18 protein-coding genes and 1 tRNA gene are annotated in these 20,264 nt (G+C 42.5%); 15 read left to right on the forward strand and 4 right to left on the reverse strand.

What is annotated here, in order from left to right; genetic code table 11:
• Window positions 1-166 precede the first annotated feature (166 nt).
• Complete coding sequence (locus C9414_RS02845; RefSeq protein ID WP_047203860.1) at window positions 167-1,144, reverse strand: 2-hydroxyacid dehydrogenase; 978 nt, start codon at window positions 1,142-1,144, stop codon at window positions 167-169.
• Between the two features lie 552 nt (window positions 1,145-1,696).
• Here C9414_RS02845 and C9414_RS02850 point away from each other — a divergent pair.
• On the forward strand, window positions 1,697-2,278 hold the full coding sequence (locus tag C9414_RS02850; protein ID WP_047203875.1) for a beta-class carbonic anhydrase: 582 nt from the start codon (window positions 1,697-1,699) through the stop codon (window positions 2,276-2,278).
• A 37-nt stretch (window positions 2,279-2,315) separates the two neighbouring features.
• Window positions 2,316-3,938 carry a SulP family inorganic anion transporter gene (locus tag C9414_RS02855; protein WP_047203861.1) on the forward strand — a complete coding sequence of 541 codons (1,623 nt, stop codon included), beginning with the start codon at window positions 2,316-2,318 and terminating at the stop codon, window positions 3,936-3,938.
• 27 nt (window positions 3,939-3,965) lie between these two features.
• Here C9414_RS02855 and C9414_RS02860 read toward each other — a convergent pair whose 3' ends face one another.
• Window positions 3,966-4,307 (reverse strand): MazG nucleotide pyrophosphohydrolase domain-containing protein, encoded by a 342-nt coding sequence (locus C9414_RS02860; RefSeq protein WP_107163029.1) that lies wholly within the window; start codon window positions 4,305-4,307, stop codon window positions 3,966-3,968.
• A 133-nt stretch (window positions 4,308-4,440) separates the two neighbouring features.
• Between C9414_RS02860 and C9414_RS02865 the strand changes: the two genes are divergently transcribed.
• Window positions 4,441-5,019, forward strand: coding sequence for an LOG family protein (locus C9414_RS02865; RefSeq protein ID WP_047203876.1), 579 nt, complete (start codon window positions 4,441-4,443; stop codon window positions 5,017-5,019).
• A 58-nt stretch (window positions 5,020-5,077) separates the two neighbouring features.
• On the opposite strand, the gene clpP is transcribed toward C9414_RS02865, so the two are convergent.
• Window positions 5,078-5,674 carry an ATP-dependent Clp endopeptidase proteolytic subunit ClpP gene (gene clpP / locus C9414_RS02870; protein ID WP_007500118.1) on the reverse strand — a complete coding sequence of 199 codons (597 nt, stop codon included), beginning with the start codon at window positions 5,672-5,674 and terminating at the stop codon, window positions 5,078-5,080.
• Between the two features lie 253 nt (window positions 5,675-5,927).
• Between clpP and C9414_RS02875 the strand changes: the two genes are divergently transcribed.
• From C9414_RS02875 to abc-f, 9 genes are all read left to right on the forward strand, one after another.
• Window positions 5,928-6,003 (forward strand) — tRNA-Arg (locus C9414_RS02875).
• Window positions 6,004-6,177: 174 nt separating this feature from the next.
• Window positions 6,178-7,068: an ABC transporter substrate-binding protein gene (locus C9414_RS02880; RefSeq protein WP_047203877.1), complete on the forward strand. Its 891-nt coding sequence runs from the start codon at window positions 6,178-6,180 to the stop codon at window positions 7,066-7,068.
• A 168-nt stretch (window positions 7,069-7,236) separates the two neighbouring features.
• Window positions 7,237-8,406, forward strand: a complete 1,170-nt coding sequence (locus C9414_RS02885) for a macrolide family glycosyltransferase (RefSeq protein ID WP_107163030.1) — start codon at window positions 7,237-7,239, stop codon at window positions 8,404-8,406.
• A gap of 119 nt (window positions 8,407-8,525) precedes the next feature.
• A complete protein-coding gene (nikA, locus tag C9414_RS02890) occupies window positions 8,526-10,169 on the forward strand; it encodes a nickel ABC transporter substrate-binding protein (RefSeq protein ID WP_107163031.1) in 1,644 nt (547 codons plus the stop codon).
• A 15-nt stretch (window positions 10,170-10,184) separates the two neighbouring features.
• Window positions 10,185-11,114 carry a nickel/cobalt ABC transporter permease gene (opp1B, locus tag C9414_RS02895; RefSeq protein ID WP_107163032.1) on the forward strand — a complete coding sequence of 310 codons (930 nt, stop codon included), beginning with the start codon at window positions 10,185-10,187 and terminating at the stop codon, window positions 11,112-11,114.
• Window positions 11,115-11,119: 5 nt separating this feature from the next.
• Entirely contained in the window at window positions 11,120-12,007 is an 888-nt protein-coding gene (gene opp1C / locus C9414_RS02900) for a nickel/cobalt ABC transporter permease (protein WP_107163169.1), read from the forward strand.
• The gene (locus C9414_RS02905; protein ID WP_047203871.1) at window positions 11,970-12,788 is read left to right on the forward strand and encodes an ABC transporter ATP-binding protein; all 819 of its coding nucleotides are present in this window, start codon (window positions 11,970-11,972) and stop codon (window positions 12,786-12,788) included. The genes opp1C and C9414_RS02905 overlap by 38 nt, the downstream gene beginning before the upstream one ends.
• Complete coding sequence (locus C9414_RS02910; protein WP_107163033.1) at window positions 12,782-13,552, forward strand: ABC transporter ATP-binding protein; 771 nt, start codon at window positions 12,782-12,784, stop codon at window positions 13,550-13,552. The genes C9414_RS02905 and C9414_RS02910 overlap by 7 nt, the downstream gene beginning before the upstream one ends.
• 332 nt (window positions 13,553-13,884) lie before the next feature.
• The gene (gene abc-f / locus C9414_RS02915) at window positions 13,885-15,444 is read left to right on the forward strand and encodes a ribosomal protection-like ABC-F family protein (protein ID WP_219909112.1); all 1,560 of its coding nucleotides are present in this window, start codon (window positions 13,885-13,887) and stop codon (window positions 15,442-15,444) included.
• A 15-nt stretch (window positions 15,445-15,459) separates the two neighbouring features.
• Here abc-f and C9414_RS02920 read toward each other — a convergent pair whose 3' ends face one another.
• Window positions 15,460-16,869: a polysaccharide deacetylase family protein gene (locus C9414_RS02920; protein WP_107163035.1), complete on the reverse strand. Its 1,410-nt coding sequence runs from the start codon at window positions 16,867-16,869 to the stop codon at window positions 15,460-15,462.
• 322 nt (window positions 16,870-17,191) lie between these two features.
• On the opposite strand from C9414_RS02920, the gene C9414_RS02925 reads away from it, so the two are divergent.
• The 3 genes from C9414_RS02925 to C9414_RS02935 are packed head-to-tail and all read left to right on the forward strand — an operon-like array spanning window position 17,192 to window position 20,135.
• On the forward strand, window positions 17,192-18,220 hold the full coding sequence (locus tag C9414_RS02925) for a FecCD family ABC transporter permease (RefSeq protein ID WP_181286096.1): 1,029 nt from the start codon (window positions 17,192-17,194) through the stop codon (window positions 18,218-18,220).
• The gene (locus C9414_RS02930; RefSeq protein WP_065214796.1) at window positions 18,217-19,218 is read left to right on the forward strand and encodes a FecCD family ABC transporter permease; all 1,002 of its coding nucleotides are present in this window, start codon (window positions 18,217-18,219) and stop codon (window positions 19,216-19,218) included. The genes C9414_RS02925 and C9414_RS02930 overlap by 4 nt, the downstream gene beginning before the upstream one ends.
• A gap of 17 nt (window positions 19,219-19,235) precedes the next feature.
• Window positions 19,236-20,135 carry an iron-hydroxamate ABC transporter substrate-binding protein gene (locus C9414_RS02935; protein WP_047203013.1) on the forward strand — a complete coding sequence of 300 codons (900 nt, stop codon included), beginning with the start codon at window positions 19,236-19,238 and terminating at the stop codon, window positions 20,133-20,135.
• Window positions 20,136-20,264: the final 129 nt, after the last annotated feature.

Genomic DNA, 20,264 nt, shown 5'->3' on the forward strand with positions numbered 1-20,264 from the left:
GGAAATCCGATGCCGTCCTCTTGATGCTTGTCTACCTCATATTATAGCACCCGAACATGAAGGAAATGTAAAGAATCAGGATCTTTGCTAAAATGAGACTTTTCTCCTGAAGCCTCTTAAAGAAATAAATAAAAAGACGCAGTTCAGTTCCCTGCGTCTTATTTGATCAAGATGAAGCAAGCTCCTTCACAACATCAACAGGCGCCTTCCCATCTATTCCATGAATCACATTATGAATGGCTCGTTTCAGCATGAGATCCCTTGTTGTTTCAGTAGCGGAACCGATGTGAGGGGCTAGGGTGACATTGTTCATCTCTTTGAAAGGATGATCCTCTTGAAGCGGCTCCTGCTCATACACATCAAGACCAGCGCCTTTGATCCATCCCTCCTGAAGTGCTTGAATGAGGCTTTTTTCATCCACTGTTTTCCCGCGGGAAATGTTTACAAATAAAGCCGTTTGCTTCATTAACTTCAATTCTCGTTCCCCAATCATATGATACGTTTCCTCGGTCAGCGGTGTAATCAACACGATGATATCAGCTTGTTTTAAAAGATCATCAAGTACACAATAGACAGCGCCATACGCCGATTCAGCCTTTTCATTCCGGCTTCGGTTATGATAAAGAACATTCATATCAAAACCATGTGCTGCCCGTTTGGCAACTTGTTCTCCAATACGACCCATGCCAATAATACCGAGCGTTTGGTGATGTACATCGATGCCAAAGACCTCTTCTTCCTGTACGAATTTCGTCCATTTTCCTTCACGGATAAAACGATCAAGCTCGGCGATTCTTCTCGCAGAGGAGAGTATGAGTGAAAAGGCAAGGTCAGCCACGGTATGATCGAGCGTATAAGGGGTGTGCGTACCAATCACGCCTCTTTGTCTCATCACTTCTATATCGAAATTGTCATAGCCGACAGAGTTATTACTCACTACCTTGAGTTTTGGTGCGTGATCTAACAGCTCTTGATCGATTTTCGTCCCAGACGTTAAAAGACCATCAGCGTGCTGCAGCTTCTCAAACAAAATGTCTCTTGGAATAGGGTCTTTAGATTGCCAAACCTCGTATGTACAATGTTCCTTTAGCATTTCCTCAAAAGAAGCAGGTAAGGGTTTGGCGACAAAAATGTGTGGTATCACAGTCAATTCGCTCCTTTCACATGGTCATCTTACTCCTTTTATTATAAAGCAACCATTTCGGCAGAACACGTTTGAATGTTAGCAGCTCAATATTTAATATACTAAAATAACGGTAAAGAAAGACATTTTCTTAGTGAAAAAGTAGATTCATATGCCATCTGATGCATTTTTTATCTATATAAAAATAAGTAGATGGTAGAGGAGACATGTGAATTTGCAAGATTTTACGAGAGATTATCTGACAAACTGGAAAATAGATCGAGACTTTTTGATAGAAAATTTATTATATTTGAAATGTATTAAACGGGATGGTCATTTTCTACTAAACCATTTTATTGTCTTTTAGTGTGATGAGAACAATAGATTGAAAACAAACCCGCGAATCCGTTGGGATGCAGCGTAAAATAGAGAAAATAATGATATTTCTTCTCATCGTTTTCTCATTTTTTTCTTTTTTTTCTATCATTTTTCTTCTCTATTCTTGAGAACACGAGAAGGAAAAGGGGGACAGGCACGAGCTTACGTTACTTAAAAAAGATGGGAGATGGCAAAATGGGATCAAAATTAGAACAGATTCTTCAGCACAATTCAGAGTTTGTGAATGAGAGACACTATGAGCCTTACAAAGCGGGGAAATTCCCTGAGAAGAAATTGGTCATTTTAACGTGCATGGATACCCGTCTTTTGGAATTATTGCCGCAATCTATGGGGCTGCGCAATGGGGATGCAAAGATCATTAAGAATGCGGGCGCCATCGTGACACATCCGTTCGGCAGTGTGATGCGGAGTATCCTGCTAGCTATCTATGAGCTAAAGGCAGAGGAAGTATGCATTGTAGGTCATCATGAATGCGGAATGGCAGGTCTTGCGGCGGATCCTTTACTTGAAAAGGCGAAAGCACGCGGAATCGAAGAGAAATGCTTAAGCATTGTAAAAAACTCAGGAGTCGATTTAAAGGGCTGGCTGACAGGCTTTGATTCAGTTGAAGAGAGCGTGGCCCAAAGTGTGAAATTAGTGAAAGAGCATCCACTGATGCCAAGTGATGTGGCTGTTCATGGACTGGTGATTCATCCAGCAACAGGAAAGCTGGATGTCGTTGTGAAAGATAAACTGATTGACCCGCAGTATACCTAAATCATCTACACATACTTAAAGGAGGCCAACACATACCATGCGTTTTTATGGAAGATTTGAAGGGTACAATTCATCAAAGTTTAGGCGCGATTTAATCGCTGGGCTTGTCGTGGGGGTTGTGGCAATTCCTTTAGGCATGGCATTTGCCATTGCATCTGGTGTCGGACCAGAATATGGATTATACACAGTCATCGTTGCCGGCATTTTGATTTCATTGTTTGGTGGTTCAAAGTATCAGATCGGCGGGCCGACTGGGGCGTTTGTTCCAATTTTATTCGGGATCGTCAGCCAGTACGGTATTGAAAACTTGCTTATTGCCGGTTTTATGGCAGGCTGTATGCTTGTATTATTCGGAATATTCAAACTAGGGAAGCTCATGAAATTTATTCCTCGTCCGGTTATCATCGGTTTTACTGCTGGCATTGCTGTCATTATTTTTTCAGGACAGATTGCCAACTTCCTCGGATTAAAGGGTGTTGAAAAACATGAAAGCTTTTTCCTCAATATGAGAGAAATCGTGGTCCATCTCGGTACCACAAACAGTCTCGCCATCATCACAGCCGTCACCGGGCTCATCGTGATTTTGGCGGCACAAAAATACATTCCCAAAATACCTGGTGCTCTATTAGGTCTATTGGCTTCTACGTTTCTCGCCGTTCTCTTCTTTCAAGGACAAGTTGAAACGATTGGCTCTGCATATGGTGAAATCCCTCGTCAGTTGCCAACCTTCGCTTTTCCTGAATTGACGATTGAAAAAATGATATACCTCCTGCCTCCAGCAATTATCATTGCACTTTTGGGCGGCGTGGAATCGATTTTATCCGCAATGGTTGCTGATAATATGAAAGGCTCTAAGCATGACAGCAATAAAGAGCTTGTTGGGCAAGGAATTGCCAATATGGCGGCACCGCTTTTTGGAGGAATTCCAGCGACGGGCGCTATTGCCCGCACGGCAACGAACATAAAAAATGGCGGAGCAAGTCCGATTTCTGGTGTTGTGCATGGCGTTGTCGTTTTGTTAATTTTAATGGTATTTGCGCCATATGCGTCAATGATTCCACTTGCTGCAATGGCACCAATTTTAATGTTTGTTGCTTGGAATATGAGTGAGAGAAAAGAATTTATCAATATTGTGAAAGTGAAAAATGCCGATTCGCTTGTACTTGTCGTGACCTTCCTGCTCACAGTGATCGGTGATTTGATTATTGGCGTCACCGCTGGTCTCATTTTAGCGTTTATCGCTTTTATCAAAAAAATGAGCCAGACGACCAATATCCATACAAATGTCGCTGTTCCTCAGATGGAAACAGCAGCTGCTTTAGAAAAACAGGTAGACGAGAAAGGGATCAGTATGTATTCCATCGAAGGGCCGCTCTTCTTCGGAACAACAGATTCATTGGAAAATTCGATTTTGGACCATGTTCAAACAAAACCGAAAACACTCATTCTGCTTATGAATAAAGTCAATTATATGGACACGTCGGCAGAAGCGGTTCTCATGAATATCTCCAATCGGTTAAAGCATCATAATGGAAAGCTGATGATCGTTGGGCTTCAATCACAGCCTAAGGAGCTTTTGCATCGAACAGGTCTTTTCCATCATATCGGAAAGCAGCATTTCTTTGAACGAACAGATGACATCTCACCACAGCATCTTTAAGGCTTAGAAAAACACGTGACAGCTTGGTCACGTGTTTTTTACTGACTCTTTTTCTCCAGAAAAACGCTTTGTGAGTTTCTGTTGATGAGTGCTGAAGACCTCTTCTACTGTGACGTCATAGAGATCCGCTAAAATGAGGAGGTTTGCTAAGACATCTCCCATTTCTTCAATGAGTTCTTTCTTCAGCTCAGATGATTCCTGTCTATGCTCATCAGGCCGGTCTCGTCCAATTTCTATTGCTCTAACAGCACGAGCGAGTTCTCCCGTTTCTTCCATTAAGAAGCCTAACCGGATAAACGGTCCATATTCTGTCCAGTTTCTCATTTGATAAAAATCCTTGATCCACTTCTCCATTTCAGTTGTTTGCATTCTCTTTATACAGCTCCTTATATGGTGTTCACTCTTTTGATTTTACACTATATATAGAAGAAATGGCTGTTTTTTTACAAATCATTATAGTAGAATGAGTGAAGAAATCATAGAGAGAGATGGAGCTGTTTTGATGAAAACGATTTGTGTGTTTGCTGGTTCAAATCCAGGTGTAAATGATGTCTACAAACAAAAGGCTGTGGAGCTGGGTGCTTATATGGCGAAGCAGGGCATTCGTCTTGTTTACGGAGGATCGCGTATTGGGTTAATGGGCGCGATTGCCGATGAGGTCATGAGACATGGCGGGCAAGTGATCGGTGTCATGCCTAAGGGGCTTTTTAGAGGAGAAGTCGTGCATCAAGAGCTGACAGAATTAATTGAGGTAACAGGCATGCATGAACGAAAAGCGAAAATGAGCGAGCTGGCCGATGGGTTTATTGCGATGCCAGGTGGCTTTGGTACATATGAAGAATTATTTGAGGTGCTGTGCTGGGCACAAATCGGCATTCATCAAAAGCCAATTGGATTGTATCAAGTGAATGACTATTTCAACCCGCTCATGGACATGGTGAAATTTAGTATACAAGAAGGTTTTTCGAATGAATCACACCTTCAATTGTTACATGCTTCGAGTGAACCGGAGGAATTAATCACGCAGATGGCTTCTTATCAAACACCGTCTCTTCAGCAGAAATGGACGGAGCTGTCTTAAAGTAGGATTAAAACAAAAAACCGTCTGTTCAAGGAGCAGACGGTTTGTGTTGTGATCATTATTTTTGTTCTTCTGTATTACGGGTCAAGACTTTGTCAATGAGTCCGTATTGAAGTGCTTCTTCCGCTGTTTTGAAGTTGTCACGATCTGTATCGCGCTCAATGACTTCAATTGGCTGACCAGTACGTTCAGCAAGTACTTGGTTCAGTTTATCGCGTAAAGAAAGAATTCGTTTTGCCGCAATTTCAATTTCTGTTGCTTGACCTTGGGCACCGCCTAGTGGTTGGTGAATCATGACTTCACTGTTTGGAAGAGCATAACGCTTACCTTTTTCACCAGCAGCAAGCAGGAACGCACCCATAGATGCAGCCATACCAATACAAATAGTTGATACCTTTGGTTTAATAAATTGCATCGTATCGTAAATGGCCATACCAGCTGTGATTGAACCGCCAGGGCTGTTAATGTAGATAGAAATATCTTTTTCTGGATCTTCAGCTTCTAAGAAAAGCAGCTGTGACACGATGGAGTTGGCAACATTGTCATCGATCGCAGAACCAAGCATGATAATACGGTCTTTTAAAAGACGAGAATAAATGTCGTAAGCTCTTTCCCCACGATTTGTTTGCTCAATGACTGTAGGTATTAAATTCATAATGTTCCTCCTTCACCTTTTAGGTAAGTATGTAATTCAATGATACATTTTTGGTCAATAAAGGTCAAACAAAACGCTGACCTAAATTCAAATACCCCTATCCATTTTCCCCAAAATCATTCCACTTCAAACCATCATATTAGTTTATGTATCCAAAGTAAGAAAATACATCATCATGACGAATGATTAATCATTGCTTTCTCGCAGCATTTCCCTTATAATTTGATATGCTGACGTTCAAAAAACATATCGTGCGCTCGTAGCTCAGTTGGATAGAGCGGTGGTTTCCGGTACCACGTCTGCCGGGGGTTCGAATCCCTCCGAGCGCGTACTTGACCTTGTTTACGATAGACAATGGTCTCAACGAAGCCCTCTCCTTTGGAGAGGGTTTTTTTGTTCCGCCTCATGTATGATTCACTTTTAAAACGTTTCATCTATGAATGTTTATTTATGCTATAATTAATAATCATTCTCAATTAAAGGTGGTTTTGTAAGTGAAAAAAATGATTTGGCTAGTCAGTCTGCTGGCACTGCTGTTAGTAGCATGCGGGCAGAAAGAGAATAAAGAGCAAGCAGCAAGTACGCGTACATATACAACGGAAACGGGTGAAAAGATCACGATTCCTGCCAAGCCGAAGCGGATTGTTGTGTTAACAGCGCAGCTTGGGAACTTTAAAAAGTTAGGTGTGACACCTGTTGGCATGACAGATGTTTATCCTAAATCATCCTTTTTAGATGAAACAGGTGTGAAGCGGGTGCCGATGGAAAATGTGGAGGCGATTGCAAAGCTGAAGCCTGATTTAATCATTGCTTATTCACAAAACGAACAGATTGAAAAGTATAAAAAGATTGCCAAAACGATCACGTTTACAACAAGTGAACATAGCTTCAAAGAGATGCATATTGAAATTGGAAAGATTCTTGGAAAAGAAGCGTTAGCGAAAAAACAAATACAAGAAATGGACGAGAAGCTGAAGAAAGACGGAGAAGAAGTGAAAGCGAAAATTGGTGATGACAAGACATTCTCCATTATGGATGTCCAGCCAAAGCAAGTGTACTTATTTGGTACGGACTTTGGCCGCGGCGGGGAAGTCATCTATCAAGGCTATGGATTCAGCTTACCTGAAAAGGCAGAAAAGGCACTTCCAAAGGAAGGCTATCTTGGAATTTCATTAGAAGAGATGAATGAGTATACAGGAGACTATTTACTTGTACCAACAAAGGATGGAAAAGAGCCAAATCTTGATATTACGAACAGCGGTGTATGGAAGAAAAATCAAGCGGTGAAGCAAGGGCATGTCCTGTACTATTCAATCAAGGAATTTATCTATGCAGATCCGATCTCCATTGAAAAACAGTCTGATGCATTTAAAAAAATGCTGCTCAAATCATAATGTGAAAAAGACAAAGTGCTTATTAGGAGACTTTGTCTTTTTTTCTGCCACTTTATCATGAAATACTGGACATAAGACTCATTTCTTTCCTTTTCAGGCGTATTTGTTGAGCCGGCTTGCTGTATATGATTAACATGGAAGGGAATTGACAATGAGGAGGAATTTCTTGTGGCGAAGATTTTATTGATTACGTTTCCAGCTGAAGGACACGTGAACCCTATGTTAGGAATGATCAAATCATGGGCGGATCGAGGCGATGAAGTGCATGCGGTCACAACTGTACATTATGAGGAACGAATCAAACGCTTAGGCGCTCACGTACATATACATCCAGACTATATTCGGACATTACATGTGGAAGAAGGAGATTTAGATTCCATGCAGCCGTTCTTTCATGCCATGCTGCAGACATCATATGATATTTTAGAGGTAGTGGAAACACTTTCCGATAAGCATTCATTTGATTTGGTCTACTTCGATATGTTTGGGGCAGGGGAGCTTGTTCGAGATTACTTGCGCATTCCGAGCATTGGGTCCAACCCATCTTTTGTGCTGCAAGAGGCGCATTTTGATACACCGTTATACAGGAAGGATGAGAAAGCCGAGCATCTGTTAGAAAAAATACAAGAGCGTTTTGGCGTTCAGCCAACGCGTTTGATGCAATTTATGAAAAACCGTGGAGAATTGAATATCGTCTATACAAGTGAATATTTCCAGCCGTCTGTTGATTCATTAAACGATTCGTTTGTCTTCATTGGACCGAGCTTTCTAAAAAGAGCCGACCAGCATGATTTCCCGCTGGAAGAACTTGAACAAGAAAAAGTCGTTTTTATTTCCATGGGCACCGTTCTTGGGGATACAGAAACATTTTTTAATATGTGCATAGATGCCTTCGCAGACTTTGACGGAAAAGTAATCATCGCAACAGGTGAAAAAGTAGATCGTTCTCTCTTAAAAGAGGCGCCTGCACATTTTCTGATCGAGCCTTATGTGCCGCAGCTTGAGGTGCTCGAACTGACAGATGTGTTTGTAACGCACGGCGGAATGAACAGTGTCAATGAAGGTATTCATTACCACGTTCCGATGGTCGTCATTCCAGTCGACAAAGATCAGCCGATGGTGGCACAAAGACTGACCGAATTATCTGCTGCCTGCGCACTTGATAAAGATCAGCTGACAGCAGAGCAGCTAAGAGAAATCGTTGAGACGGTTTTAGGCAGTGATACGTACCGGGCGGGGATTGAGAAAATTGAAGAAAGCTTCCAAGCAGCAGGTGGAACAGAAAAAGCATTAAGGGTGATCGATCAAATTATACAAGCGAAACAGACTCAATCATGAGTCTGTTTTTTTATGAAAAGACGTTGTATTTCCCATTTCTGTATGCTAATATTCAATTCGTAATCATTTCGATTAATAATCGTAATGATTACGATAATGTTGAATTGGAGGAAATACATATGAGTGATCAACCTGTTTACATAAAGAAGAAATATGAGAAAAAGCATCCCTATGTGACATACACCTTGATGCTGTTTTCAGTGATGGCTTGTTTTTTATTGGCCTCATGCTCTGGAAACAAAGCATCTTCCAGCATGAATGATAGAGAAGAAGATGAGCTCGTGTATGCAAGTACAAAAGATATCAGGGACATCAATCCCCATCTATACGGTGGAGAGATGGCTGCTCAAAATATGGTATTTGAATCGCTTGTCGTCAATACAGAGAAGGGTGTTCAGCCTGCCTTAGCGAAAAGCTGGGACATTTCAAAAGATGGAAAAACCTACACCTTTCATCTTCGAAAAGGTGTGACTTTTTCAGATGGTGAGCCTTTTAATGCAAAGGCAGTGAAATGGAACATTGATGCTGTCGTCAAAAATATTGAAAAGAACGCTTGGCTTAATCTCGTATCCGAAATCAAATCCACAAAGGCGTTAGATGACGATACATTTGTTCTCACGTTGAAAGAGCCTTATTATCCTACGTTAGAAGAGCTGGGCTTAACACGCCCCTTCCGTTTTATTTCTCCAAAAAGCTTCATTGATGGAACGACTGCAAAAGGAGTCAAAAGCTATGCAGGTACAGGTCCTTATGTTCTAAAGGAACATAAGAAAAATCAATATGCCGTTTTTGAAATGAATGACCACTATTGGGGGAAAAAACCGAAAATTTCAACCGTGAAATGGAAAGTCATGCCGGATCACCAGACCATCTTACTTGCGCTCCAAAAAGGAGAGATAGATCTTTTATTTGGAGCAGATGGTGACATGATCGATGGAGACTCATTCCAGGCTTTAAAAGAAGCAGGTCAATATGGTGTAACCGTGAGTCCTCCTGTTGGTTCAAGATCGATAGTCATTAATTCAAACCAGCCAATCACAAAAGATCCGAAAGTAAGAGAAGCGTTTCAATACGCCATTCAAAAGGACATGATCACAGAAGGCATTTTAAATGGAACGGAAAAGGTGGCACACACATTGCTTGCCCCTTCTGTCCCTTACGCAAATATTCCATTGAAAAAGAAAACTGATCAAAAGAAGAAAGCAGAGGCAATATTGGATGAGGCAGGCTGGAAGATGAAAGAAGACGGCTATCGCTATCAAAATGGCAAACTGCTGAGTGTGGCTATTTATTATAATTCCGATAATGCGGGTGAAAGAACGATCAGTGAATCAATTCAACAAGATTTCAAGCAGGTGGGGATCAAGCTGGATATTAGAGGAGAAGAAAAACAGGCATTTTTAGATCGGCAAAAAACAGGAAAGTTCGATCTGATGTACTCGCTGTCTTGGGGACTTCCTTATGATCCACAAACTTATGTCTCTTCATTCCGTGTAGCATCCCATGCTGATTATCAAGCCCAATTAGGACTGAAAAAGAAAAAGTGGCTGGACGAGACGATTACGAAAGTATTAATAGAACCAGATGAGCAAAAGCGGAAACAAATGTATCAAGAAATATTGACGTATATCCATGATGAAAATGTCTACATCCCAATCTCTTATTCTGTGACAAAGGCCGTTTATAATAAGCGCCTGAAAGGCGTAGGTTTTCATGTTTCTCAGTATGAAATCCCATTTGACCGTATGTATTTTGCGTCATAAAACGGAGGTAGAGACATGACTCGCTATCTCTTAAAACGAATATTGATGCTTTTCCCGCTTATGATCTTCATCACCTTCTTTGCTTTTGTACTGCTGACGATGCGGGCAAGTGATCCAGCTGAGGTCGCTTTGCGGGTGAATCAAGTCACACCAACAGAAGAAATGATTGAATCGATGCGTCAGGAGTTAGGCTTAGACCAGCCGTTTTTCATCCGCTATGCCACATGGCTTAAAGATGGATTAACAGGTGATTTTGGTAAGAGCTATGTCACACAGGAGCCGGTTTTTAATCTTATCATGGAGGCGCTGCCTGCTACATTGCAGCTTGCAGGATCAGCGCTCTTTTTGATCATATTGCTCAGTTTGTTGTTCGGGGTGATTTGTGCATATGCTGCTCATTCCTGGGTGGACCGGATATTGAGAGCCTTTGTGTTTATCGCCGCTTCAATGCCTAGTTTTTGGCTGGGGATTTTGTTGATTTGGCTTTTTTCTGTCAAATTCAATTGGGTCAATACGAGTGGAATGGAAGGGTTCAAATCGATTCTTCTTCCAGCTGTCACATTGTCATTTGGCTACTTATCGACCTATGTGAGACTGATACGCAATCAAATTCTAAAATTTCAGCACGAGCCCTTTGTTTTTTACGCAAGAGCACGTGGTTTAAAGGAACGAACCGTTCAACTGAAAGTCATGAGGCATGCCCTGCAATTAGCGGTGACAGCACTTGGCATGTCTATTCCAAAGCTCATTGCGGGAACTGTTATTATTGAGAACCTTTTTGCTTGGCCAGGGATTGGCCGGTTGTGTGTATCAGCTATTTTCCATGCTGATTTCCCTATTATTCAAGCCTATTTGTTTGTGATGGGGTTCCTGTTTGTTATGTGCAATCTCATCGCTGATGTGATCCAAATGACCATGAATCCGCAGTTGCGAAAGGAGGTCTGACAACGATGATAGGGTGGCATCAATTAAGAAAAGACCGTATGGCGATTCTTTCAATCTGGCTTTTAGCACTTGTCGCATTAGCGGGACTGCTTGCACCAGTGTTAGCACCACATGACCCAACAAATACGAACATTCTTCAAAAATATGCCGGTATCAGTCTTACTTATCCACTTGGAACGGATCATCTAGGGAGATGTGTATTGTCTCGGCTTTTATATGGCATTCGGACAACAATGCTTGCGGCCATGCTGACGATGTGTATCACGATGCTCATTGGCAGTGTACTTGGACTCATGGCGGGATTCTTTCGAGGAAAGGTGGATGGGGTTTTGATGAGGCTGTGTGATGTTATGCTTTCCTTTCCAGCAGAGGTGATGATTCTTGCGGTTGTGGGAATACTCGGACCTGGACTATTCAATATTATTTTGGCGAATGTCCTAGCGAAATGGGCCTGGTATACAAGGATGATTCGTTCGTCTGTCCTTCAATATGCGAATGAACCTTCTGTTCAATTTGCAAAGGTGTCTGGCGGCACACCCTTTTACATATTGAAGAGACATCTATTTCCTCGCATCTCAGGAGAAATTGCTGTTTTTGCGACACTTGATGCGGGCTGGGTAATCTTAAATATATCAGCACTGTCTTTTCTTGGGTTAGGTGTGAGTGCACCTACACCAGAATGGGGTATGATGCTCAACGAGGCGAAGAATGTCATGGTGACACATCCTGCCCATATGCTTGCGCCTGGACTTGCCATCTTGTTTGTGGTCATGGCGTTGAACTTTTTAGGAGACAGCCTTCAGCATGCCGCGAATCCTGCCATGCATCATACCAGAAAGAAAGGGGGGAGGTCATTTGCCTTTAATCGACGTAAAAAATCTGTCCGTACATGATCCACAGAAGCAAAAGAATATAGTGACGAATATCACATTTTCTTTACACCAACAACGCTGTTTAGCCGTCATTGGAGAAAGTGGCAGTGGAAAATCAACTGTCGCAAAAGCGTTAATTGACCTTGTCGCCCCTTCGCTAGAAGTGGAAGGAACGATTATTTTTGACGGCAAAACATTGACAAATCAAGAAGCGCATCAATGGCGGGGGAAACGAATAGGTTTCATCTCACAAGATGCTATGAATGCATTCAATCCCATCGAAACGATTGGTCATCAAATAATGGAAACATTTCAGCAGCATTTGGGCTTACGCGGGAAAGAAGCAAAAGCACATGCTATGGCTGGGCTTGCACGTGTTCATTTAAAAAATCCATATGATTTGATGAAAAAATATCCGTATGAACTGTCTGGAGGAATGCTTCAGCGTGTGATGATTGGCATCACGATGATGCTTTCTCCTAACGTGATCATTGCAGATGAGCCAACTGCATCGCTTGATGCCTTTAATCGGCGTGAAGTCATCAGACAATTACACAGGCTAAAGGAAGAAACCGGTGTTACCTTGATCGTCATAACGCATGATTTAGGCGTCGTTCAGGCAATCGCCGATGAGTTGATGGTCATGCACCAAGGAGTAATGCTTGAGCATGGGTCAGCCAAGGAAGTGTTCACATCACCCGAGCATCCCCAAACAAAGCATTTACTGGAGACGAGGCTTCGATTATCTGCTCCTATTAAAGCACTGCGGCAGCAGAAGAGAGTGGAGGCGTTTCCATGTTGATCACAGCTTTAAATCTAGTCAAACAGGGCGAGAAGAAAGGTCTTTTTTCACATCAAAAGAAATCAAAAGAACGCATATCAAACGTTTCGTTTCAAATTGAAAAAGGACAATGTGCCGGATTAGTCGGTGAGAGCGGCAGTGGCAAAAGTACATTGGCACGTATCCTGCTCGGTTTAGAAAAAATAGATGGAGGCGAGGTACAGATTGATGGCATGCCAGCTGACAAGTGGCGGAGAGTAAATCGGGGGAAAATGAGTATTGTCTTTCAGGATTATCTATCTTCTGTTCATCCCTCCTTTACGGTGAAAGAGATCGTAGCAGAACCGATGCGTTTGTTAAAGCAGAATCAAAATCTGGATCAGAAAGTTTTGTCATTACTTCAGCAAGTCAGAATGCCCTCGTCTGTACTGAATCAATATGCTCATCAGCTAAGCGGCGGTCAGCTCCAGCGAGTGTGCATCGCACGAGCCATATCAACGCACCCATCCATTCTCATACTAGATGAAGTCTTGAGCTCACTGGATGTCTCTGTTCAAGTACAAATATTGGAGCTGCTTGAGACATTAAAACAAGAGCTAGACATGACCATCCTTCTCATTACTCATGATGTAGAAGCAGCGGTGTATCTATGTGACCGTCTCCTATTTTTACATGAAGGAAGCCTAGTGGAAGAATGCAAAAAGGGCGAACTGTTTGAAGTGTCCCATCCATTTACACTCCAGTTAATCGACTCACTTATGCCTTTTCAGCTTGACAAAAAATAACCAATCTTTTATCGTATACGTAACAAACGACGGAAGGGTGACCCAATGCAATGAAGTACTAATCCTATGACCTGTAAGCAAAATGAATAAACGAAGGCAGTGAGCAAACGATCGGTTTGCCATGTTTGCTGCGTTTTCATTTTTTAGCTTCGGAATAGGATGGTACAGCTTGGGAATCAAAGAATGAGGTGATTGATACGTGGGATGTGTGTGTTCAAATTGGAACAACACATCATACTGGATCAATCCGCTTATTTTTGTACACCATTTTGCCTCCTATTCTGAGAATGGGAGGCTTTTTCATGTCTCCTGATATGAAAGGAGAGGATTGGATGTTATTAAAAGCCAATCAGTTAAAAGTATTACGAAAAGATCGCTTGTTATTTGATATTGAGGAACTAGCCATTCATCAAGATGATCGCATTGGTCTTGTAGGGACAAATGGCAGCGGCAAAACAACTTTACTGCATGTGCTGGCGGGGCAGGAAACACCAGACAGCGGCACGGTGGCCGCCACAGCGACTTGTACACTGCTTCCACAATTGAAACAAGGAGATGGCAGACAGAGTGGCGGTGAAATGACCCAGACTTATATTGAAAGAGCATTAAGCCGGCCGTCAGCCCTTTTATTAGCAGATGAACCGACAACTCATTTGGATACAGAGCATATTGAGTGGCTGGAAGATAAGCTGCGTCATTATCAAGGAGCTCTCATTGTTGTTTCACATGATCGTGCTTTTTTAGATGCGATATGTACGGAGGTTTGGGAGCTGGATCATGGGAAGCTTCATCATTACAAAGGCAACTACACACATTTTGCACAGCAAAAAGAGCTGGCACATCGTCAGCAGGTGGAAGCGTACGAAGCCTATACACAAAAGAAAAAACAATTAGAGCATGCACTGGAAAAGAAAAAGAAAAAGGCGGACAAAGCGACAAAGCCATCCCAAAAGGTGAAATCCTCAGGACCTAAAATTGCAAAACCCTACTATGCAAATAAGCAAAAAAAGCTGCAAAAAACAGCCAAATCCATTGAAACCAGGATGGGAAAATTAGAAAAGGTTGAGAAAGTAAAGGACATTCAGCCGATCCGAATGACTCAGCATACGATGAAGGAAGTAGCAAGCCGTACCATTTTGCGAGTGGAAAATGTAGATGGCAAGGCGGGCGATAAAGTGCTTTGGAAGCAGGCGAATGTGGAAGTGAGGGGCGGAGACAAGGTTGCCATTATCGGAAAGAACGGGAGCGGCAAAACGACATTTCTCCGTATGTTAGTGAATGGATATCCCGGAGTTACTCGTTCAGAGGCCGTCAAGCTAGCGTACTTCCGTCAGGATCTTTCAGGACTGAAGGTAGATGAATCGATTTTACAAAATGCGCTGAAAGAGGCGGTTCAAGAAGAGACAGTGGTTCGAACGGTTTTGGCGAGACTAGGATTTAGAGGGGATGATGTGCATAAGCCTGTTGGCGTATTAAGCGGGGGAGAACGGGTGAAAACGATGCTTGCGTCCTTACTCGTCAGTGATGCCAATGTTCTCATGCTGGATGAACCGACGAACTTTTTAGATCTGGCCGCAGTTGAAGCACTTGAAGGTCTCTTGAAGGATTATCCAGGTACCGTTGTGTTTGTTTCCCACGATCGCAGGCTGATTGAGGAGGTTGCCACTCGTATTTTCCATATTCATGAGGAACGTATTGAAGGATTTGACGGCACATATGAAGCATATAAACAAAAGGAAGAAAAACCTGCTGTGACAAATAGAGCAGAGGAGCTTCTGTTAATTGATATGGAGTTGTCTGAAGTACTCAGTCGTTTAAGTATTGAGCCGTCGCAAGAGCTTGAAGAGAGATTTCAAGCATTATTGAAGCAAAAAAAGTCTTTGGAGTCATAAAACAAAAACCCCTGTTTACTCTACAGGGGTTTGTTCATGTCGTTCTTTTTTTAATTGTTCAAGTTCACTCACTGTGACGAGCTGGTAGCCTTGTTTGGTGAGTTCACGGATGATCTTTACTGCTGCTTGAGCTGAGCTTTCATAAATATCGTGCATTAACACTGTTCTGCCATCTGCTGCATGTGAGAGAACGCGGTTTGTGATCTGCAGGCTGTTGCGGATTTTCCAATCCTCAGGATCAACATCCCACAAAGTGACCTTCATTCCAATCGCCTCATTGATGTCTTGATTTGTACCGCCATATGGCGGTCTAAAGTGCGTAGGTGTATATCCGCTTGCTTTCTCAATCAGCTGCTGGGTGTCCTTCACTTGTTTCACGGCTTCTTCTAAAGGCAGTCTTGTTAATAAAGGGTGATTGTAGGAATGGTTTCCGATCTCATTCCCGCCTTTTAGAATGTCGGCAAGCATTCCAGGATAATATTGCACCCTGCTGCCTAAGACGAAAAAGGTGGCATGTCCTTTATTTTTCTTCAGTGCATCTAAAATTTTTGAAGTTGTCGCTGGATTCGGTCCATCATCAAATGTGAGTGCGATGGCTTTTTTATTCGGGTCAAGCTTTGATTTTTGCGGAAGCTTGACGGCTTTTCTTTTTGGGTTCGGTTCTTTCATTTCATTTTTATTTTTGATTTTATCCATATATTCTGGCTTTAATATGTCTTTCAGTAATGTCTTTTTGATTGCGAGTGTTTGCGGACCAAGATCCTCTGCGGCTACTTGAGATGCAGGGAAATAAAATTCTACATATTTGTCTTTCAAGGCAAACTGACTGAAGTTTTGAGCATCAGGGGCTGTTCCTTTCTGAAGGAGAGGCTGATCCTTAGATAAGGTTTTATCCTTTCGAAGCTCCGTATATGTAATATAGGATAATTTCTTTAAATAATTGGTTTTAGGCAGAAATAAATCTTTTGTGTCAAGAAAGGTTTTTTTCTGAAAATCAAAGTTAATCGTGAGATGATTGGTGGTTCCATTTTGCTGACCAGTATACGTATAGGTCGTAAAACGAATGGCAGCAGACTGCTTTGCATAATGCACCATTTCATAATCAATATTCAGTTCATAGCGTTTATGTTCATCGATATCCTTTGCTTCACTGAATGTTTTTTTGAAATGCTCTAATGCTGAATTGGCATAGCTTTGAATCTTGTCATCTAGCTCTTTTTGATGAAAAAGAGGATAGTTGACTGCATATCTCATAAATTTCCCGTCATTTACGAGAGTGACAATTTCTACGTTTTTATAGTTCGTATCCTGCTTTACATTTTTCTTCTCTGTACCGCTTGCTTGTTGATTTTGAAAGAAAGCAACTGCTCCAATGACGACTGCAAGCGCAAATAGGACGATACTCCATTTTCCCTTTACTGACACAACTTTCAAATCTCCTCTCATGACGGGTCATTCTTTATTAGTTTGACATCTGTTTGTAATATTTTTATAACATTTGACTTACTTTTGTAATTTTAGGGGATATTCATGCGAAATGTCAACTATTTTCCTATTAAACTATGAGAAAAAATGATAGGCCGTTCTGAGCGGCAAAAAGAAATCTCCTTTCTCTGCTCCGCACATACCTTCATTAATTAAAAAATAGGGTGTACATTGATTTTTTAGAGGCTGGCGGCTATAATTTTGTTGATTATGATTCTCATTTTCAAACTGACTTTTAATGAAGAAAAGGATGACACCGATTTTGCAGGATAAGCGAACACCTCAACAAAAACGATCATCACATATTCTGTTCTTTTTGATATTTTTCCTCGCCGTCATTGGTTTAGCGGCTGCCATGTTTTTTGCTGTGTCATACGGTGCAAAAACATTGTCTCTGCAAACGGTTTGGACAGCTGTATTTGACTACCAGTCAAATATTACAGAGCAGCAGATCATCCATGAATTAAGACTTCCTCGTGTTTTAGGGGCAGCTCTAGTGGGAGCGGCGTTTGCCGTAGCGGGTGCTCTTATGCAGGGCATCACAAGAAATCCACTGGCAGATGCGGGGATTTTGGGCATTAATGGCGGTGCGATGTTTGTGGTCGCTCTCTGTTTTGCTTTTTTCCCAGGAATGCCTTATTCAGCACTGATGTTTTTTTCCTTTATTGGTGCTGTGCTCAGTACGCTGCTGATCTTTGCGATTGGGGCGGCTGGCGGCGTATTGACACCGCTGCGCCTCACTGTAGCAGGAGCGGTTGTAGCCGCATTGCTTCATGCGCTCAGCTCTGGGATCGCGATTTATTTTGACCTGAGTCAGGATCTGGCTTTTTGGTATGCAGGCGGGGTAGCTGGTGTGAAATGGACGCAGCTGACGATTCTTGCTCCGGTCATTCTGATTGTGATCGTATGGGCAATGCTATTAGGTCGGTCACTTTCCTTACTATCGCTCGGTGAAGATACAGCGGCGAATTTAGGGGTGAAAACCCGACAAGTGCGAATACTAGGCATGACCGCTGCTGTGTTATTAGCAGGGGTTTCTGTATCAGCAGTCGGGTCGATTGGGTTTGTCGGTCTCGTCATCCCGCATATTGCACGAAAGCTTGTTGGTGTAGACTATCGTTTCGTTATTCCGATGTCAGCGATATTAGGCGCAATGCTGCTTGTCTTTGCAGACCTTGCCAGCCGTACAGTCAATCCGCCAAGAGAGCTTGCCATTGGTGTGATGGTGGCACTTGTTGGTGTTCCTTTCTTCTTATACATTGCCAGAAAAGAAGGGAGGAACCTGTCATGAGAGAGAAGCAGCGTGCTCTTGTCGTGACAGTCGTTTTGCTTTGCCTGAGTGCGGCTGTTGTGCTGTATAGTTTAAATACGGGTACGCTGAAACTAAGCCCTGTCATGGTCGTCAAGACGTTATTTGGCTTTGGAGATTTCCAAAGTGAAACGGTGCTGTTTGACTATCGTCTGCCTCGAATCGTGGTGACGATGTTAGCTGGTATTGGTCTTGGCATTGCTGGCGGCATTTTGCAGAGCTTATCCCGTAACCCACTGGCCGATCCTGGGATTATTGGATTGAATGCAGGGGCAGCCTTTGGCTTAATTGTGTTTGTGACATATTTTCACGCACTTGAAGGCAATCCGTCTCTTCTTATTCCGCTCTTTACATTTGGAGGCGGACTGCTTGCGGCAGCGGTCATCGTGCTTCTTGCATATGACCGGCATGAAGGGCTTGTTCCTATCCGGCTGATCTTAGTTGGAATTGCGGTTGCTGCGGGATTTAGTGCACTCACCTTATATTTGTCATTGAAGCTGGATGAAGATACATACACGTTTGCTTCAAGGTGGCTTGTGGGCAATGTATGGGGGAGAGACTGGATTCATGTGCTGGCACTTCTGCCTTGGATTGTCTGCCTTGTGCCGCTTACACTGATGCAGTCAAACACGCTCAATGCATTGACATTAGGAGATGCTGTCGCCTCAAGTGTAGGTGTACGAGTCCAGCGTAAACGTCTCCTTTTGCTGACATTAGCGGTTGGCCTCGCGAGTGCAAGTGTTTCGATGACAGGCGGTATTGGCTTTATTGGCCTCGTCGCCCCGCATTTGGCTAGACGACTTGTCGGGTCACTGCATCAGTATTTTTTACCAGTTAGTGCGCTGCTTGGCTTGTTGATTTTGGTCAGTGCCGATACAATCGGGCGATCCATCTTTGCTCCAAATGCCATACCAGCGGGTGTGGTCGTGGCCTTTATCGGTGCCCCGTATTTTCTCTATTTATTAACTAAAACGAAATAAACATGAAAGAGGAACTCATCATGAAAAAACTACTAGTGTTTGGATTAACGCTCTGTTTCTTGCTGCTTGCCGCTTGCGGACAACAGGAAACAAAGAATACAACAAATGAAAAGACCAATGGAACACCAAAGATTGCTTCCTTGTCCATTCATTTAACAAATGACTTGTTAGCCCTCGGTATTAAACCAGCGGGCTCTGTTGTAGGGGGAGACTTAAAAGATTTCCTTCCACATGCGAAAAAGCAGCTGAGTCACACAAAGAAGCTCGGTATTGCATCTGATCCAGATATGGAATCACTGCTTGCGTTACAACCAGATGTCATTTATGTTGATGAAGAATTAGCCGGACAAGATTTATCGAAATATAAGAAGATCGCCAAAACAGAAGTGTTTAATTTAAATGATGGCACATGGCGGGATCATTTGAAAAAAATCGCCAAACACGTCAATAAAGAAAAAGAAGCGGACCAATATATTAAGAATTACAATCAAGAAGCAAAAGAAGTCAAATCGCTCATCAAGAAAAAGATTGGAAACGGAAAAGTCATGGCGATCCGCGTGACAGCAAAGGAGCTACGCGTATTTAGCATGAAGCGCCCAATGGGTCCTATTTTATACGATGATTTAGGCCTGACACCTGTCGATGGTGTGAAAAAGCTGGACAGCAAGCGCCCATTTGAAGTGATTTCTCAAGAGGTTCTTCCTGACTATGATGCTGATGCGATCTTTGTTGTCGTCAACCGTGATGATAAAGCGCAGCAGGCATTCAAGCAATTAGAAAAGACTCCGATTTGGAAGGGTCTAAAAGCAGTGAAGAAAAACCAAGTCTATCCGATTGCCGATCAGCCATGGCTCGATTACTCAGCTCTAGGCAATAAAATGGCATTGGATGAAGCAAAAGAGATGTTTTCTAAATAAATAGCAAATGAAATCAGGCATCATTCCGCGTATAGGAATGATGTCTCTTTTTTTGATTCGTTCTTCTATTCATTCGGCCGCTGCATACATATGAGAGAGAACGAGCAATACCGCCCGTGAGAAGAGGAA

This window comes from Bacillus sp. Nf3 (assembly GCF_003028545.1).
GTDB lineage: Bacteria > Bacillota > Bacilli > Bacillales > Bacillaceae > Bacillus > Bacillus safensis.

What these genes read in the sequence shown, in the direction of transcription:
- C9414_RS02850 (WP_047203875.1), top strand. Translation starts at nt 1,697, where the DNA reads ATGGGATCAAAATTAGAACAGATTCTTCAGCACAATTCAGAGTTTGTG.
- C9414_RS02855 (WP_047203861.1), top strand. Translation starts at nt 2,316, where the DNA reads ATGCGTTTTTATGGAAGATTTGAAGGGTACAATTCATCAAAGTTTAGG.
- C9414_RS02860 (WP_107163029.1), bottom strand. Translation starts at nt 4,307, where the DNA reads ATGCAAACAACTGAAATGGAGAAGTGGATCAAGGATTTTTATCAAATG.
- C9414_RS02865 (WP_047203876.1), top strand. Translation starts at nt 4,441, where the DNA reads ATGAAAACGATTTGTGTGTTTGCTGGTTCAAATCCAGGTGTAAATGAT.
- clpP (WP_007500118.1), bottom strand. Translation starts at nt 5,674, where the DNA reads ATGAATTTAATACCTACAGTCATTGAGCAAACAAATCGTGGGGAAAGA.
- C9414_RS02880 (WP_047203877.1), top strand. Translation starts at nt 6,178, where the DNA reads ATGATTTGGCTAGTCAGTCTGCTGGCACTGCTGTTAGTAGCATGCGGG.
- nikA (WP_107163031.1), top strand. Translation starts at nt 8,526, where the DNA reads ATGAGTGATCAACCTGTTTACATAAAGAAGAAATATGAGAAAAAGCAT.
- opp1B (WP_107163032.1), top strand. Translation starts at nt 10,185, where the DNA reads ATGACTCGCTATCTCTTAAAACGAATATTGATGCTTTTCCCGCTTATG.
- opp1C (WP_107163169.1), top strand. Translation starts at nt 11,120, where the DNA reads ATGATAGGGTGGCATCAATTAAGAAAAGACCGTATGGCGATTCTTTCA.
- C9414_RS02910 (WP_107163033.1), top strand. Translation starts at nt 12,782, where the DNA reads ATGTTGATCACAGCTTTAAATCTAGTCAAACAGGGCGAGAAGAAAGGT.
- abc-f (WP_219909112.1), top strand. Translation starts at nt 13,885, where the DNA reads ATGTTATTAAAAGCCAATCAGTTAAAAGTATTACGAAAAGATCGCTTG.
- C9414_RS02930 (WP_065214796.1), top strand. Translation starts at nt 18,217, where the DNA reads ATGAGAGAGAAGCAGCGTGCTCTTGTCGTGACAGTCGTTTTGCTTTGC.